Genomic DNA, 16,702 nt, shown 5'->3' on the forward strand with positions numbered 1-16,702 from the left:
GGCAAGGCTTATCCACCGAGACCCAGGACCGGCCACATGGCGTCGACGCGTGCCACCACATCTGGGTCCATGGTCAGCACCTCGCCCCATGCACGCTCGGTTTCCGGCGGCATCTTTATCGTTGCATCGATTCCGAGTTTGCCGCCAAGACCTGGTTTTGGCGAGGCGAAGTCGAGGTAATCGATCGGGGTATCGGCAAGCGTGACGAGATCGCGCGAACTATCGCTTCGCGTTGCAACCGCCCACATCACGGAACGCCAGTCGCGGATATCGATATCGCCATCGACGACGATGAGAAATTTGGTGTAGGTGAGCTGGGGCAGCATCGACCACAGCCCAAGCATGAGGCGCCGCGCCTGCCCTGGATAGCGCCTGGAAATCGCCGCAACCGCGATCCGGTAAGAACACGCTTCCGGCGGGAGCCAGAGGTCGATAACTTCCGGAAACTGCTGTTGTACCAGAGGCAGGAACAGATGATTGAGCGCCTCGCCGATGCGGGACGGCTCGTCCGGCGGACGTCCGGTGAAGGTCGAGAGATAGATCGACTTGCGCCGCCGGGTCACCGCCGTCACGCGCAACACAGGAAACTCCTCGACGGAATTATAATAGCCGGTGTGGTCGCCATAAGGACCCTCGGGCGCCGTTTCCGTCGCGGACACATAACCCTCGATGACGATTTCGGCCGTGGCGGGCACCGAGAGCGGAACGGTGATGCAGCGGACCAGATCCAGCCGCTGCCCGCGCAGCATGCCAGCCAGCCGCAGTTCGGAGATCGCTTCCGGCGCAGGCAAGACCGCAGCCAGGATGGTCGCAGGATCGGCGCCGATGACGATGGCGACCGGCATGTCCCGGCCAAGCCTTTTCCACTGATCGTGGTGACGGGCACCGCCGCGATGCGGCAGCCAGCGCATGATGGCGCTGTCGCGGCCCAGCACCTGTATCCGGTAGACTCCCATGTTGTCCTGGCCCAAAGCGGCGGGCTCGGGCGGCGCAGTCATGACCAGCGGCCAGGTGATCAGGGGCGCCGGCTCTCCGGGCCAGCAGACCTGGGCCGGCAAAATGCCGAGGTCTATGGCGTCGCCGGTTGCGATACATTCCTGCACCGGCGCCGCTGAAATCGTGCGCGGCCGGGTCGCCAGCGCGGCCCGTGCAAGGGGAAGCTTGCGCCATGCGTCGATCAGGCTTTGCGGCGGCCGGGGCGCGCGCAGTTCGGCCATCAGTTCGCCAAGCTCCCTCAGCCGGTCCGGCCGCACGCCAAATCCCCAGGCCACCCGTTCGATCGTACCGAAAAGATTGGTCAGCAGCGGCATATCCGAAGGAGCCCCATCCGCCCTCACCGGCTGTTCGAACAGAAGGGCCGGTCCTTCCGCGCGAAGAACGCGACGATGGATTTCCGTGATGTCGTGCACCACCGACACCTTCTCGCGAATGCGTCGCAATTGCCCCTTGCTCTCGAGAAAAACCAGGAAGTCGTGCAGTTCCTGAAAATTCGGCACGTCGCGACGTAACAAGAGGCTTCTCCTTAAGACACAGAGACTCCTATGCAGCAAAATTCCAGGTCTTCTTTGTTCTTGCACAAACAACGCTCGTGATCATCGCTCTATCCTGACGGAATGAACTTTTCGAAAATGACCTCGCCTGCGCCGTCACCGTTGCCGGTGCCTCCATTGCTGGCGCTTGCTGTGCGCCCGTTGCCGCTGTTGCCGCTTCAGACTGTACTCACGGTCGTGCTGCTTCGCATTTGCAGGGAACATCCGAGGATGTTCGACAGGCTCGGCGAGCATGCCCGAAAACGATTTGGCATCAAGCCGACCGATCTGCCCTTTGGCTTTCTGCTCGAGGCCGCCCCTTCCCGCCCGCGGCTGTCGGTGGTGCGCAACCTGCCGGATGATGTTGACGCTCGGATTTCCAGTCCGTTAGCCGGGCTATTTGGTCTGATCGAAGGCAGCCTTGACGGCGATGCATTGCTGTTTTCGCGCGACCTCGTGGTGGAAGGTGGTGTCGAGGCGGTGCTCGCGCTTCGCAACGCGATTGATGACGCGCAACTCGACCCGGTGGCGGAGATCGCCAGCATATTCGGACCACTGGCCGAACCATTGAAACGCACGCTGCAAATTGCTCGAACGGTGGCCGGCGCCTCAAATCGATCGCACAAAGGGATTTGACGATGGAGCTGATCTGTCCCGCGGGCACACCAGCCGCATTGAAGACCGCGATCGACGCCGGAGCCGATGCGATCTATTGCGGCTTCAACGACGAGACCAATGCACGAAACTTTCCGGGTCTGAATTTCAGCCGCGCCGAACTCTCCGATGCGATCGCGCTTGCACATCGCCGCGGCGTGAAGGTCCTGGTCGCCATCAACACATTCCCGCGCGCGGGCGCCGTCAGTCTCTGGCATCGGGCGATAGACGACGCTGTAGCGGCCAAAGCCGACGCGCTAATCCTGGCCGATGTCGGCCTGCTGGAATATGCAGCGCGCCGCCATCCTGCCCAACGCTTGCACGTCTCGGTGCAGGCGGCCGCCGCCAACGCGGATGCCATCGCTTTTTACGCCGAGACATTCGGCGCCCGTCGCGTCGTCTTGCCCCGCGTCCTGAGCGTCGCGGAAATAGCTGGCATCGTCCGCGAGATCACCTGCGAGACCGAAGTGTTCGTCTTCGGCGGCCTTTGCGTGATGGCTGAAGGCCGCTGCTCGCTGTCGTCCTATGCCACCGGGCAGTCGCCGAACATGCAGGGCGTATGTTCACCCGCAAGCCATGTCGCCTATGAGCAGGAGAACGGCAGGACGAAGTCGCGCCTAGGTGGATTCACGATCAACAGCTTCGAGATCGGTGAAGCCGCCGGCTATCCGACGCTTTGCAAAGGTCGCTTCACGACCAAACACGGCACCGGTTACATCTTCGAAGATCCCGTGAGCCTTGACGCTGCAACCTTGCTTGCCGGGCTGCGCGACGCCGGCGTTACGGCGCTCAAGATCGAAGGGCGCCAGCGCGGCCGAGCCTATGTCGAGGGTGTCGTGCGGCACTTCCGTCAGGCTCTCAACGCGCTGGACTCCGGCCTGCCGATCGATGCCGGGCAACTTATGCCATTCACGGAAGGTCAGGCTACGACCGTAGGTGCCTATCGCAAGACCTGGAGGTGAACGTCCCAGCCGTCTTTGTTGAATGACTAGAGAAAACCGACCGGAGGAATGGTTTCATGCAGCTCAGCCTCGGCCCAGTTCTTTATAATTGGGCGCCGGAACGCTGGCGCGACTTCTACTTTCGCATTGCGGACGAGGCGCCGGTCGACACCGTCGTGATTGGAGAGATCGTCTGCTCGAAGCGATCGCCCTTCATCGCTCCACATCTGCCTGCGGTCGTTGAGCGGCTCCGCGCCGCCGGAAAACAAGTCCTGCTCGGCTCCCTGATCCTGACCTCGCTGCCGCGCGAGCGGCGGCAGATGGCCGAGCTCGTCAATACGGCAGAGCTCCTGGTCGAGGTGAACGATCTGACCTGTCTCAAGCCACTTGTCGGTCGCTCTCATGCGATCGGTCCGTTCATCAACATCTATAACGAGGCCAGCGCCGCGTTCCACGCCCAGCGTGGCGCGACAAGACTCTGCCTCCCGCCGGAGCTGCCGATGTCGTCGATCGCGGCGATTGCTGCCGCGCTTCCCAGCGTCCTGATCGACATATTCGCCTTCGGTCGGGTGCCTCTGGCAATCTCCGCCCGCTGCTATCACGCGCGCCTTCACAAGCTGACAAAAGACAATTGCCAGTTCGTCTGCGAGCGGGACCCGGATGGACTGATGCTGAAGACGCTGGATGGCGCTGACTTCCTGACGGTCAACGGCGTCCAGACCCTGTCGTCCACCTGCGCCAACCTGCTGGGCGACGCCGATGCCTTGCGCGAGGCCGGCGTCGGGTCATTTCGCCTGTCGCCGCAGGATTGCGACATGGTCGGGGTCATCAGCATCTTCCGCGCGGTCCTTGATGGCCGGGAGGATGCGGAGAGCGGAACGCGACGTCTCGCGCAGCTTTATCCGGACGTGCACTTTTCCAACGGGTTTCTCCACGGAGTAGCCGGCTTTCTCTCCGTGGCACCCGACGCCCGCACCAACCAGCGACCCGGATTCCGTGAACCGATCAAACCGCACATGCTCTAGCAACACATGCTCTAGCAACCTTTGGGGCCCCATATGGCGATTGCAGCACGGCGCCTACCGCAGGACGGAACCATCGATGTCGTCAACCGGCTGCGGCATGTTCTCACGCAGGTTAACCTGGACTGCACGTGTCAGGATTCTCTGGCTGGGGCCCTCGATCGATTTGCGACGCTTGAAAAGCGCCGCTTCTCCCGGCGGCAGCTTGTCCAGGCACGCGACTGCAGAAATCAAATCGCTGCCTTTCTATCGCTTCTATCGGAGCTTGACGCGCTTACCGAGAGCGAACCTGACCGGACCGTGTTCAGAGAAATGGAGCTCGTATTTTCCGAGATCGTCGATTGTGCCTTCGCCGGAGTGTTGGCATTGAGGCAAATCGCAACGGAGTAGGCAGCCACCCGCACCAGCGGAACGTGAATGCTAGATTTGGACCGCAAGGCCCGAACTATTCCTCCTCGTCCGCGATGGCCACGAGAGCATGCGGCTTGCACAGGACCACGCGGCACCGCCCGCAACTGACGATGCCCCGCTCTTCCCAGGCGCTAAGCGTCCTGCTGACGGTATGCAGGGTGGTCCCGACCATTTCGGCGAGGTCACGGCGGGACAGCGGAAACGCGATCTCGATGCCGCGCGCTGTGCGGCGCCCCGACTGGTGCGCCAGACGAAGAAGGGTATGACCAATCCGACGCTCGACCCGTTCGGTCGACAGTTCACGCACACGGATCTGCATCTCGTGATACCGCTGGCCCAACAGCGTGAGGGCGTTGATGGCAACGACGGGATAACGCTCCATGATCTGTCTGACAATGGCGCTCGTCCAGCCGATCAGATGACTATCGTCCACTGCGGTCACCGTGCCGGGATGGGTATCACTGCCCACAAGTGCCGCGTAGCCCGCAACCTCTCCCGGACCAAGATAACGGATGATAATCTGCTGACCGTCCTGGGCCATCTGCGACGCCCGCAACCGGCCCGCAATCACGACAAAAAGGGACGTCGTGCGGTCGCCCTGTTGAAACAGGATATCGCCGGCGGCAAGACGCCTTCGTCCCGCTGAAGCCTGAAGGAATCGGAGCGCCTCCGGAGGAGTCCCCTGAAACAGTTCGGTCCGGGCGAAGAGATCCAGGTCCGGAGAGTAATCCATGCCGCCGACTTCATGCTGCACATCTGGCGGTGTACCTCCGCTGTCACATAGTAGTGTGCGGCAACGCCCTCCAATTTGAGCCAGCGCAAATAGTTGGATCGATTATTCCCAATAATACCAAGGCTTGTCATACAAGAGGAAAGCCCCTGCCCGCCGACCCAAAGACGGGGCGACTGATGCCGAGGCGTGCCCTAACACGGGATCGAAAATGCTGCTCGTCAACAAGACGGATCTGTTTCGACATCGCGTGCCAGACACCCTGGCTGACCGAATTGCGCTGGGCATCGTGCGCGCGGGCACATCGATGGCCGGCGCCCTCTTTGGCGGTCGATACGGCCATCGTGTCGTTGTGCTCGAGACCGTGGCCGCGGTCCCGCCGATGGTCGCCGCAACGTTGCTGCATTTCAAATGCCTGCGCCTTATGCTCGACGATCGCGGCTGGATCCGGACCTTCATGGACGAGGCGGAGAACCAGCGCGTTCATCTGATGTCGTTTATTGCGCTGGCTCAGCCTCGCGCCTGGGAACGTATCCTGATCGCCATCGCGCAAGCGGCATTCTATAATGCTTTTTTCATTCTCTACTTGATATCCGCCCGGACAGCGCATCGCCTGGCCGGATATTTCGCCGAGCAAGCGGTCCGGGGTTACTCGGAATATCTCATTCGGCTCGGATCTGATGATCGCAGCAGCGATGCGGCACCCGCATCGGCCATCGCGTACTGGGATTTGCCATCCGATGCGGATGTCACTGACATGATCCTCGCCATGCGCGAGGATGAGGCCATCCACCGCGACCTGCACCATGCCTTCGCCGACGCGCTGGCGGCAGGTCAGGCATTTCCACGCGGCAACGCCTGAGGCGATTTTTCTGGCTCAATTGGTGACCTGCGAAAAGGAACGAGAAATGGCGCGACGAACCGATCTGCCCCTTGTGTATTCCTGCTCTGGCTGTTCAAGCGCCGCTCAACTGGCGAACCATCTCGCGATTCGACTGGATCGAATCGGGAAAGCGGAAATGTCCTGCATCGCAGGGGTCGGAGGCGACGTTCCTTCGCTTGTACGAGTTGCGACCTCGGGGCGGCCAATAGTCGCGATCGACGGCTGCGCGCTCAAATGTGTTCAGAGTTGCCTGACGCGACACGGTGTCCAAGCAGCAAGCCATTACGATCTCACGCAGTTCGGCGCAAAGAAGCGATTCAGGATGGATTTTAATCCTGCTCAAGCTGACCAGCTATTCGAACGCATCGTCGACGATCTGTCACAGCGATTCACTGCCGCAGAGGCCTCCGAGAGGTCCGCCGAGAATCGTACGTAGTTCGCGCTTTTCGCCTCGGCCGGTCAAATGCGGATGCGGCTATTCGCCGTGGGTCCACTCACCCGCGCCGCGTTCTGCGAGATCATTGCGATTCCCGATATCCGCACTCAATGCGCCACGCTCGCCGCCCTGCTCGCCACCCGAGACGAGGAACGGCAGTTCGAGCGTATCGGCGCGCAATCACCTTAGCTGGTGAATTCATCCGCACGACGGACTGTCGTCTGCCTCATGCGTTGGCCTTTCAAATAAGCACGACACTTGCGATGAAGCACCGGTGCACTCGCTTTATAGCTCGGCACGCTGCCACTATACTCATGTGGCGGAAGGGCCTTTGTCCGATACCTGCGCAGGAGCAATAGAGCATGCGGAAAGTCGGAATTGTCGGGGCCGGCGCGGTCGGCGCCGCCTGCGCGATGGCGCTAAGTCTTCGGCGCAGCGCGGACGAAGTCGTCCTCGTGAACAGAACACCGGCAAAGAGCGTCGGGATCGCCACGGATATCACCTATGGAGCGGCGATCGGCGACGTGACCGCCGTTCGCAGTGGCGACATCGCCGATCTGACCGGTTGCTCGGTCGTTCTCCTCACTGCCGGCGTCAACGAAAAGACCGGAGGCGCAACCGACCGGAGCGACAAGGAAGGCCGTCTGAAGCTCCTCACCGCCAATGCCAAGATCTACAGGGAACTGGTTCCTGCCATCGTCGCTGCCGCGCCGGATGCCGTGATCATTGTCGTCACCGATCCGCCGGACCCGCTCACCGATGTCGCCCGCGACGCTGCCGGGCATGAACGCGTGTTCGGCACCGGTACGTTCCTTGACAGCCTGCGCTTCCGGACTCATCTTGCCCGTCACTTCGGCGTTGCTCCAACCGCCGTAGATGCTCTCGTGCTCGGCGAACACGGCACTTCGAGCGTCTTTCTCTGGTCCTCCGCCCGAATTGCAGGCAGTCCGGTCGAGACACTTTTCGATCGACCGGCGGAAACGAAAGTGCAGATTGAACGGGATGTCCGGCAGGCCAACATCACGATCATCGAGGGGATCGGCGCCAGCCAGTACGGGATCGGAATCGTATCCGCCCGGATCGCCGAGGCGGTCCTCGGGGATGAGAAGGTTGTTCTTCCGGTGTCGAGCCCCCAAAAAGCATTTGAGGTCAGCCTCTCCCTGCCCTCCGTGATCGGAGCAGCCGGTGTCGAGCGCGTTCTCACGCCGCAGATGAGCCGGCAGGAACAGGCAGCGCTACGCGCGAGCGCGCAGCACATCGCGGACGCGTCTGCCCGTCTGAAGCAGTAGAACGATCGCTTCCGGGCCGTGCGTTCGTTCGGACAAACCTGCGTGCGGATCGGAAATACAGGCCACCGCCACACGTTTACCGCAATAGCGGTGCCTTGCGAATGCCGAAGGGACGGCCGACCGCCCACAAGGTCGTGCCTCGCCTCCTCGCGAGGACGAAGTTGTCCTGAATCCACCTTCTTTGGAATATCTGCTCAGCGCAACGGCAAAGGCATATCGGATGCGCGCCACGTCATTCGCGGCCTTGTTACTCCTGTTGCCTACTCTGTCGGCGACTGCGGCTTCGACCGTCAGCGAAGATACCGGACCACCGCCGGCGCTGGAGCCGGGCAAGGCACCCCCACTGCCCCAGCAGGGGCCGCTCGCTGAGCCCCGCTCGTCAAATCAGGTCGGCTTTCCCGCGGCGCTGACGGCATCGGCTATCCCACCAGCCAGCCCGCTTACGCCTGCCGCGGTTGCGTTGGGTGAGAAGCTGTTCTTCGACGGCCGGCTGTCGGATGACGGCACCGTCGCGTGCGCCACATGTCACGATCCGGCGCGCGCCTTCACCGATGGACGGCCCGTGTCGATCGGAATCCATGGCCGTGCCGGACAACGCAATGCTCCAACCGTGCTGAACGCACTTTATAACAAGACGCAGTTTTGGGATGGCCGGGTCGACACGCTGGAGCAGCAAGCGGCCCTGCCGATCACCAACCCGTTCGAGATGGGTTCGTCCAGTATCGCTGCTGCCGTGTCCAGGATCGCTGGCGACAAGGACTATCAGGTGCAATTCATGCAGGCCTTCGGCCGCGACGTGAACGAACAGGACCTGCTGCGCGCGATCGCGACCTATGAACGGACACTGGCGTCTTTCGATTCTCCGTTTGACCATTTCATCGCCGGAGACGCCGGCGCTATCAGCGACTCGGCTAAACGCGGCTGGGAATTGTTCAACACCAAGGCACGCTGCAACCTTTGCCACGCCTTGGCGGACAACAAACGCGACGTGACTGTCTTTACCGACAACGACTTCCACAACATCGGCATCGGAATCCTCCGGCACCACATAGGTCCCTTGGCGCAGCAGGCGGAACGCGAGCTTGCGCAAGGACGCCTGCCGGATGTCGACGCCGCGGCGATCGCGAGCGAGATGTCGGTCCTGGGACGTTTTCTGATCACGAAACGGCAGAGCGACATCGCCGCATTCAAGACGCCTGACTTGCGCAATATACTGGTGACGGGGCCCTACTTCCACGACGGATCGATGCAAACCTTGTGGGACGCCGTCGATCACTACAACAAGGGCGACGGCCGCGCCGACCCCTGGCTCGACGAAGACATCCAGCCGTTGGCCATGACGGAGGCCGAGATTGATGATCTGGTCGCGTTTCTTGCCTCGCTGACAAGTTCTCCATACAAGGAGGCTGGCGACCACGAATATGCGCGGCAACTCGCGTTATCCAGGGTTGATCGCCCACAGCGGGACACCGCACGGGCTTTCGGCCCGAAGCCGTCGCAGCCGAAGCCGCCGCCGCCATTTTGATGGATCAGCGCATTGTGTCGAAAGAGGCCCCGCGACGAACCCAGCCCTATCGAACGATCCCGGCGATGCGACCGCGTTCACGCACGCATCCCGCCAAGGCGAGAACCGTCCTCAGCCAGCGATTGCGATGCTGGAAACCAGGCATCTGTCGCGGAGCGTCGGACAACGGCTGCTCGTCAATGACATCAGTGTACAAGTCTCGGCGGGTGAGATTCTCGCCGTCGTCGGCGCGAGCGGGGCCGGGAAGTCATCGTTCCTGCGGCTGCTCAACCGGCTGGACGAGCCTACGGCCGGCACGGTTCTGCTGACGTCTGCGGACTACCGGTCAATTGCGCCGCAGGAGTTGCGGCGGCGCGTCGGCATGGTCATGCAAACGGCCTTTCTGTTTCCCGGCACAATCTCTGCGAACATCGCTTTCGGACCGCGCCAGCGCGGGGAAGTCATGCCGCCGCCGCAGATCGCAACGCTGCTCGAGCGAGTCGGCTTATCCGGATTCGCCGACCGTGATGTCGGCAACCTTTCCGGCGGCGAGGCCCAGCGCGTGGCGCTGGCTCGAACGCTGGCGAATGCTCCTGAGGTTCTGCTGCTCGACGAGCCGACCTCCGCGCTCGATGAGGCGTCCGTGCGCGGGGTCGAGGAGCTCATTCTCGGCATCATCCGAGAACGGCGAATGGCCTGCGTGATCGTCACGCACAACCGTGAGCAAGCCATCCGTCTCGCGGACAGAACCATGATCATGGAAGCGGGCCGACTTGTCGCGATCGGCGCAACCAGAGAGGTGCTGCATGCTGACTGAGTTGGAGAGCAGCATAGGCAGCGAAGTGTTGATGGGCCTTGCCCAAGCCGCCGGCGCCATCGCGCTGTGCGCCGCCGTGGTGGCGCTTTGCCGGTGGCACGCCGTCCGCGTCGAGCGCGAGGCCGCCGTATCGATGGCACGAGGACTCATACAGATGGTTCTCGTTGGGATGGTGCTGGCGGTGTTGCTCCAAGGCAGCTTGCTGATCGGCACTCTTATCCTGCTGATGATGACGGTCGCCGCGGCATTCACGGCAGCTCGCCGCCTCCAGAAAATGGAAGGCGCGCTGCTGCTGTGCTTCTGGGCGATCGTCGCCGGCGCCGGAACCGTGATCGCGGCGATGCTGGTGACCCGGAGCCTTCGGGCCGACATCGCGATCCTCGTGCCTGTCGGCAGCATGATCATCGCCAATGCGATGAATGCATGCGCGCAGGCGGCCGAGCGCTTCCGGGCCGAGATCGTCGCCCATGTCGGACAGATCGAGGCAAGCCTCTCGCTGGGCGCAGAGCCCGCCGTTACGGTTACGCCTTATCTTCAGAGCGCGGTCTATGCGAGCCTTCTGCCTCGGCTCGATATGCTGAAGTCTCTCGGTTTGGTGTGGATCCCCGGGGTCATGGCCGGCATGATGGTCTCCGGCGCGAGTCCGGTCTACGCCGCCATCTACCAATTCGTGGTCGTTGCCATGATCCTGGCTGCGTCGGGGATTACCGGCCTCGTCGCCACCCTTCTCATGCGGTCCCGCGTGTTTACTTCAGCGGCACAGTTGGCGCTTCGGCCTGCGGAAGCGTCAACGTCGAGCCCTACGGTGACGCGGGCTCATCCGTAAGCCGGGCAGGCTCGGTCATCGCGCACCCTGCGCGAACTCGTTCGGTCATGTCAGCACAAGTTGGTCGAACTGCGCGGTCGATTCAACTCATGCTGCCCGGCATGAAGCATCGCGGTTTCGGATGACCATCTTGATAGTAGGGCCACACCATCGTCCGCCCCGAGAGGTTCGGCCCATCTACGACAGCTTCCCTGGGAACGTCGACCCATTCGCCATCGATGCGCACCCGATAGTGACCATCCTTGCTTTCCCAATCGGCGTCATCGACGCGCTTCGCATCTGTGCCGTCACAGCATGGGCCCTTGCCGCTGTGTAAGCTCTCATACCAATGGTTCAATTCGGGGTGCCCAGAATCGTGAGCGCGGGCGGACCCGAATGCAAAAATTGACAGCACGACAGCAAGAATAAGAAGCGCTGGCTGCTTGCAATCCGTACTCATTCCACGACCAATCTGTGCTGCGATCATATCCGATACCCAACTCCAGTATGCTGGTCGCGAAGCTCGCAAATCACGTGCCACCAGATCACCGGTGCAGCATTAATTTTGATCTCCGCGATGATTATTTTGCGGGCAGGCCGATCGCACCTAGAGTCCTCTCGTTGCGATCAAAAACGTCGCGGCGCAACGATCGGTGACGAACGCTGCGAGCGCCTCCCTATGCCGGCCACATCATTGTTCTGCTGTTCGTGGAGATATGACCGACGATGTCCACGTCAATTATATGATTTTTCTCATACCATCACGTTGCCGAGAGTAGTCACACTCATCGCGCCTGACTTCGCTGGGGTTGTCTGCGCATACGGCGATGTTCGTGGTCGCTCGCGATCGATTGATCGTTCGGGTCCGACATCATCACGCCTGTGTCACCGCGAGGATGAGCTTCTCGAAATAGGTATGCCGTCGATGAGCCAAACGTAGCAACATGCCTGCGACCGCTCTCAACCGTTTCGGACGGCCTGCACAGATAAAGGTCGACGTCGCCATTTTCGACGCATCGGAAAATAGATGTCTTGGATAGAGTGCCGCGTGCCGCGCGGCCTACGAAAGGCCAGCGCCCTCTTCGCCTGACATTCCCAATCCCGCCGCGGCGGACGATTTCCGGGAAGCACGCTTGGTGCCTTTCGACAAGTCTGACGGCGAGCGCCCCGGCCAAAAGTTCCGCGCTGACGGCACCGAGGGCGCCCTCAAATCGAGAAGGCGACGCATTCGCGGTATGCAGACCTGCTCTGCGTCATAGTGATCGATGACGAAGCGGCGGGCGGCCTGCCTCATTGACGAGAACTTCGCGGGTTCCTGCAGCGCTTCAATCACGCGTTCGGCGAGCTCATCGACCGCAAAAAATGGAACCAGCAAACCATTCTCGCCGGAACTGATGACTTCGCGCACCGGCTCCGTATCAGACCCAATCACCAAACAACCGGCGCTCATAGCTTCCAGCGCCGACCAGGACAGCACGAAGGGATAAGTCAAATAGACATGTGCCGATGATACCTGGAGCGCTGAAATGAATGTCTGATATGGGACGCCTCCCATGAAATGAACGCGCGACAGATCCAACTGATCGCGGACCTCGTCGAGAAAGATCGACTTCCAGGTCTTGCCGGCCGGCGGAGGAAGTCCATACGATAATCCATCCCTGCCAATGATGACGATCTGCGCGTTGGGCCGCCGCCTGAGGATTTCGGGGAGAGCACGCATGAAGACGTGGTAGCCCCTGAGCGGTTCGAGATTGCGTACGACAAACGTCACAATCTCATCCGACGAACGTACTTCCCGGCCATTCGGCAGCGTCAGGCGCGCCCGCGGATCTGGCCGCACGCGCGATGTATCAATTCCTTCATGAATCACTTCGATCTTGCTTTGATAATGCGAGGGAAAGGTCGATTGCTGCCAAGTGGTAGGCGAGATTCCGAGGTCGCAATCTGCCAGCGCCAGCAATGTCGTCGCATTCTTCAACTGCAGTCCGATATGACCATCCAGTCCGGACATCGGAAATTCCGGATCGAATCCGATGTCCCGCCCCTCGGCGCCGTAAAAGAACTCGCAATAGACGAACAATCTTGCCTTGGGGAACATCGTGCGCAGTGGCAGGGTCTCTCCCCATCCCGGGTGGGCCAGAATCAAGTCCGGGGCGAAGCCCGACGCCGCCAAGGTCGAAAGACTGTAAAGCACTTGCTCAGCGCGGCGGCACTCAAGGTCGAATCGCCTGGCGAAAGGATGGGTTCCGGAAACATCTGCTTCGGGGAGCATATATTTAATCAACTTAACCGAAGGCATCGGCTGCGCGCTCGATGCACCGACAGCAACGAGCTCGAAGCCGGGTTCGTTAGCCAACGCAGCCGCCAGATTGCGGTACTGTGCCGGGAAGTTATTGTGAACGAATAAAATCTTCATCGACGATGCTGTCGCCTGTCTGCTTCAAGCAGTACGATCAATCGAGAACGGACTGAAGCTTGCGCGTCGTGTTTATAGCAAGAATTTCCTGCAGCGAACCATCAATCGCTAATCGCCGAACGATAGTTCGGCATTCGCACTATGTGGTGACAAAGTTCCCTATGATTAGAATGCTGCAATTCTGCATCAGCAAAAAGCTTTCGTTCGATCTGACATCTTCCTGCCCCAAAATTCGTCGATTAGTCGCAACTCCATGCAACTTTTGGTTTTGCTTTGGGCATCCAAATGTTGAAACTCAGTGTAGTCTCAGGAATGCAAGGGCAAGCGTGTGGGCAACGCTATGAAATTCAAACGACCTCCTTCCGACTGCCAACCGCAAATCCGGCATCTCGATCTGTGCAGCGCTGAGAACATCGCCGACTCCATCGCACTGCTGAGAGATGAAAACGACAGGCTCCGCCGGATGGTGGCATTATTGAGTGCAGAGACTAAGTACATCCGTCGCTCTCTCTCGTCGTCAGTATCCACTCATTGGCGCTCGTCCTCACGCTTGAGGGCGCTTCCTTGACTTGCCTTTGCTGACGGAGCAGGTGTCTTGCTGTGGATAACCAGCTTGGCGCTTCGGCAAGGCCGAGTTGGCAGTCACATCATTCTCGCCTCAAGCGTCTTGGATGGCTCTCTCCGCTGCCTTTCGGCGCGCCGGAGCACGTCGGGTTGCAACACCCAAGACTGAAAGGCGAAAAAACGTGAACTGCGATCTTTGGTTGCATGGCCTGCTTAGCCACATTTGCCCCGAAGTTTGTTGAGTTCACGATAACAAACATGTCTAACTTTTGGGCGACCACATATGATATGCTCGCTAACCGAAGTAGATTACAATTGTTACGATTTGTTCGGGGGTGTTGATGAGCGACGCTGAGCAGCAGAAAGTGGTGAACCTCGACCGCGGACTGTTCTTCGTGAATTACAGGAGTGCCGAAGACTCCCTCTCTCCACCTCATGTTACGGTCGCACCGGCGGTAGGCCACGAAAGGCGGATGGAGATCATCCTGCACCCTGATGCGACCGAGCCAACCCTTTGGGAGCCGAATTCCGGCTTGGTGGTCCGAGTCAACACGCCCGGCACTTTGCAGGTCCAAGTCCAGCCCATGCGACTTGGAGGATCGCAAGCCGCCGTGGTTCGCATTGAACCGATCCAATCCGGCCGAGCCCACGTCGTCACGGCGCAAAGCGAAAGCCTGGGCTTGCATGCCAATGCCACGACGGAAGGCCTGAAGGTGCTTGGCCACGTGGCGGGTCGCGGCGACGTCACTGTCGGACCCAACGCATGGATTGCAGGTCCAACGGCACCGTCCCGCGTGGAAGGGGTGGCCCTGGAATGGCCGGAGAAGCCGGTCGGTCTTGATATCCGCTATGCGGTACAGTTCGCCAACGGTCAGGCCGGGAGCGGCAGAATGGTCCCGCTCGGCGCCTACGCCGGTACACGCGGGCGGGCCCTGCCCATTACGGGCGTGGTCCTGGAAATGAGCGGCACCGACGAATTAGAGTTCGTCGCGGAGGCAGGGTTCTTGAACGCACCGACCTTGCGCGCGGTCGGCAAACGCGTGGTGCTGTCGGGTCCGACCAATCGCGAACCTCTGGTTGGCATTCGCATTGGCATCGAACGGATTGCAGCCGCGGAACAGGTCGCAGCGCCTGCGAAGCCGCGAAAGCCTGCCGGTTCGGGGCGGGTCCGTGTGTTCCGCAGCCGGCCGCGCCAAGAGAGTCCGGTTACCTGAAGCGATCCGGACACTGAGACTTCGGAGCGCCGGCAAGCGACCGCAATCGGTCAGGGCACGGTTAAATGGTTCTCGGCACCGTCATTGACGCCCCAGCGCTCGTCGGACCTCGCTCACATATCGCGCTCGAGCGCCTGGCGGCGCAGGCGCTGACTGCTCAAGACTTTATCACAGCGTTCAAATATGCGGATCGACGCTGCCGTATTGAACCGCCGCCGGCCGCCCATTGCTTCATTCTCCGCGCGGAGGCGAACTGGAAGCTTGGACGCGGCGAAGCGGCGCTCGCCGACCTCACCGAAGCGCTTCTTGTCGACCCTTCCGACGTCGGCGCCAACCGTCGAATGCTTGCCTGGGCCACGGACGATCGGCGGCGGGGCGCGGCTGCCAATCTGATAAGCCGTGACGGCAATCCGGCCATCCTGCGAGCTGCCATCGCTGAGCTCCGGCGTGCTGGGGATCGGCACTGGGCCGCCTGCTCGGTGTTTGACAATCACGTGACAGGCTGGGTCGCCTGGACCAAGGCCGCCACAGTCGAAGCGAGCCTTGCGACCGAAGACGGCACGTTAACGAGCCTGCTCGAGCCCAACTCATTTCATCCCTTGGCCAGCAGGGACGTTCAGGCGACCGCCTTTCTCGTTAGGCGGCCACCATCCAGGACCCCTCAGACGCTGACGTTGAAATGCGATGGCGAGATCTTCCAGATCCGGCGGCTCGCACCCAACCTGTCTCCGCCGGCGCGGGTCCGAGCACACGCGCATCCCTCCGCTCGGCCAAGGCCTCGCACCTCCGCCCCCACCGTCATCGTTCCCGTCTATCGGGACGTACAGGCAACGATCGACTGCTTTGAAAGCCTCGTTAAGGCAAGAGCTTCGGGTGCGTCGAGAAGCGAGCCGTTCCGCATTCTGGCCGTCGATGATGCCAGCCCCGAGGTGGAGTTGCGGCGCTATCTCCAAGAGCTTGCCGCGGCCGACACGATCGACCTTGTTGTGAACGCGGTAAACCTTGGCTTCGTCGGAGCGATCAATCGTGCGCTGGAGGAGGTGCCGACGGGCGACGTCGTGTTGCTGAACTCCGACACCGTCGCAGCACCCGGCTTTGTTGATCGATTGGCGGCCGTGGCGCGTTCGGCACCCAACATCGGGACGATCACGCCGCTTTCCAACAACGGTGACATCTTTTCGTTCCCGATGCCGAATGACGTCAATCCGATGCCGAGCTATGAGCAAATACTCGAGATCGATCGTATCGCGGGTGTTGCCGACGCCGGCGATGCAATCGACGTGCCAAGCGGCATCGGGTTTTGTCTCTATATCACGCGCGCCTGTCTCGATGCCGTAGGCGGGCTGTCGGAAACGTTTGAGCGCGGCTATCTCGAAGATGTCGACCTCTGCCTTCGCGCGCGCGCCAAGGGCTTTCGCAATGTTTGCGCGCCGTCGGTCTATGTCGGGCATCACGGCTCGAAATCCTTCCAGCACGAGAAGCGAAGC

General features: G+C 61.1%; 16 protein-coding genes and 1 pseudogene. 13 read left to right on the forward strand and 4 right to left on the reverse strand.

Annotated features, from left to right (window positions below; translation table 11 throughout):
• Positions 1 to 8: 8 nt before the first annotated feature.
• On the reverse strand, positions 9 to 1,511 hold the full coding sequence (locus AAFX91_RS03545) for a UbiD family decarboxylase (protein ID WP_394565558.1): 1,503 nt from the start codon (positions 1,509 to 1,511) through the stop codon (positions 9 to 11).
• 117 nt (positions 1,512 to 1,628) lie between these two features.
• On the opposite strand from AAFX91_RS03545, the gene AAFX91_RS03550 reads away from it, so the two are divergent.
• The 4 genes from AAFX91_RS03550 to AAFX91_RS03565 are packed head-to-tail and all read left to right on the forward strand — an operon-like array spanning position 1,629 to position 4,536.
• A complete protein-coding gene (locus tag AAFX91_RS03550) occupies positions 1,629 to 2,165 on the forward strand; it encodes an SCP2 domain-containing protein (RefSeq protein WP_394565559.1) in 537 nt (178 codons plus the stop codon).
• 2 nt (positions 2,166 to 2,167) lie between these two features.
• A complete protein-coding gene (locus AAFX91_RS03555) occupies positions 2,168 to 3,145 on the forward strand; it encodes a peptidase U32 family protein (RefSeq protein WP_130576527.1) in 978 nt (325 codons plus the stop codon).
• A gap of 56 nt (positions 3,146 to 3,201) precedes the next feature.
• Positions 3,202 to 4,149 (forward strand): U32 family peptidase, encoded by a 948-nt coding sequence (locus AAFX91_RS03560; protein WP_130576526.1) that lies wholly within the window; start codon positions 3,202 to 3,204, stop codon positions 4,147 to 4,149.
• Positions 4,150 to 4,182: 33 nt separating this feature from the next.
• Positions 4,183 to 4,536 carry a hypothetical protein gene (locus AAFX91_RS03565; protein ID WP_130576525.1) on the forward strand — a complete coding sequence of 118 codons (354 nt, stop codon included), beginning with the start codon at positions 4,183 to 4,185 and terminating at the stop codon, positions 4,534 to 4,536.
• Positions 4,537 to 4,591: 55 nt separating this feature from the next.
• Here AAFX91_RS03565 and AAFX91_RS03570 read toward each other — a convergent pair whose 3' ends face one another.
• Complete coding sequence (locus tag AAFX91_RS03570; protein ID WP_245475593.1) at positions 4,592 to 5,311, reverse strand: Crp/Fnr family transcriptional regulator; 720 nt, start codon at positions 5,309 to 5,311, stop codon at positions 4,592 to 4,594.
• A gap of 187 nt (positions 5,312 to 5,498) precedes the next feature.
• On the opposite strand from AAFX91_RS03570, the gene AAFX91_RS03575 reads away from it, so the two are divergent.
• The 7 genes from AAFX91_RS03575 to AAFX91_RS03605 all read left to right on the forward strand — a co-directional run bounded on the left by AAFX91_RS03575 (position 5,499) and on the right by AAFX91_RS03605 (position 11,042).
• A complete protein-coding gene (locus tag AAFX91_RS03575) occupies positions 5,499 to 6,149 on the forward strand; it encodes an alternative oxidase (RefSeq protein ID WP_394565560.1) in 651 nt (216 codons plus the stop codon).
• 46 nt (positions 6,150 to 6,195) lie between these two features.
• On the forward strand, positions 6,196 to 6,606 hold the full coding sequence (locus tag AAFX91_RS03580; RefSeq protein ID WP_130576659.1) for a putative zinc-binding protein: 411 nt from the start codon (positions 6,196 to 6,198) through the stop codon (positions 6,604 to 6,606).
• A gap of 48 nt (positions 6,607 to 6,654) precedes the next feature.
• Positions 6,655 to 6,795 carry a hypothetical protein gene (locus AAFX91_RS03585; RefSeq protein ID WP_165420928.1) on the forward strand — a complete coding sequence of 47 codons (141 nt, stop codon included), beginning with the start codon at positions 6,655 to 6,657 and terminating at the stop codon, positions 6,793 to 6,795.
• 173 nt (positions 6,796 to 6,968) lie between these two features.
• Entirely contained in the window at positions 6,969 to 7,895 is a 927-nt protein-coding gene (locus tag AAFX91_RS03590; protein WP_130576523.1) for a lactate dehydrogenase, read from the forward strand.
• Positions 7,896 to 8,115: 220 nt separating this feature from the next.
• Positions 8,116 to 9,420 (forward strand): cytochrome-c peroxidase, encoded by a 1,305-nt coding sequence (locus AAFX91_RS03595; protein WP_394565561.1) that lies wholly within the window; start codon positions 8,116 to 8,118, stop codon positions 9,418 to 9,420.
• A 127-nt stretch (positions 9,421 to 9,547) separates the two neighbouring features.
• Entirely contained in the window at positions 9,548 to 10,216 is a 669-nt protein-coding gene (locus AAFX91_RS03600) for an ATP-binding cassette domain-containing protein (RefSeq protein WP_130576657.1), read from the forward strand.
• Positions 10,206 to 11,042, forward strand: a complete 837-nt coding sequence (locus AAFX91_RS03605) for an ABC transporter permease (RefSeq protein ID WP_130576521.1) — start codon at positions 10,206 to 10,208, stop codon at positions 11,040 to 11,042. Before AAFX91_RS03600 ends, AAFX91_RS03605 begins: the two co-directional genes overlap by 11 nt.
• 82 nt (positions 11,043 to 11,124) lie before the next feature.
• Here the strand turns inward: AAFX91_RS03605 and AAFX91_RS03610 are convergent, their stop codons facing one another.
• The gene (locus AAFX91_RS03610; RefSeq protein ID WP_245475590.1) at positions 11,125 to 11,508 is read right to left on the reverse strand and encodes a hypothetical protein; all 384 of its coding nucleotides are present in this window, start codon (positions 11,506 to 11,508) and stop codon (positions 11,125 to 11,127) included.
• Between the two features lie 573 nt (positions 11,509 to 12,081).
• Positions 12,082 to 13,437 (reverse strand): glycosyltransferase family 4 protein, encoded by a 1,356-nt coding sequence (locus AAFX91_RS03615; RefSeq protein WP_394565562.1) that lies wholly within the window; start codon positions 13,435 to 13,437, stop codon positions 12,082 to 12,084.
• Positions 13,438 to 14,342: 905 nt separating this feature from the next.
• On the opposite strand from AAFX91_RS03615, the gene AAFX91_RS03620 reads away from it, so the two are divergent.
• On the forward strand, positions 14,343 to 15,215 hold the full coding sequence (locus AAFX91_RS03620; RefSeq protein ID WP_130576518.1) for a hypothetical protein: 873 nt from the start codon (positions 14,343 to 14,345) through the stop codon (positions 15,213 to 15,215).
• Positions 15,216 to 15,556: 341 nt separating this feature from the next.
• Positions 15,557 to 16,624: pseudogene (locus AAFX91_RS03625) on the forward strand (glycosyltransferase family 2 protein); the annotation flags it as partial.
• Between the last annotated feature and the right edge of the window lie 78 nt (positions 16,625 to 16,702).

This window comes from Bradyrhizobium sp. 31Argb (genome assembly GCF_043638955.1).
GTDB lineage: Bacteria > Pseudomonadota > Alphaproteobacteria > Rhizobiales > Xanthobacteraceae > Bradyrhizobium.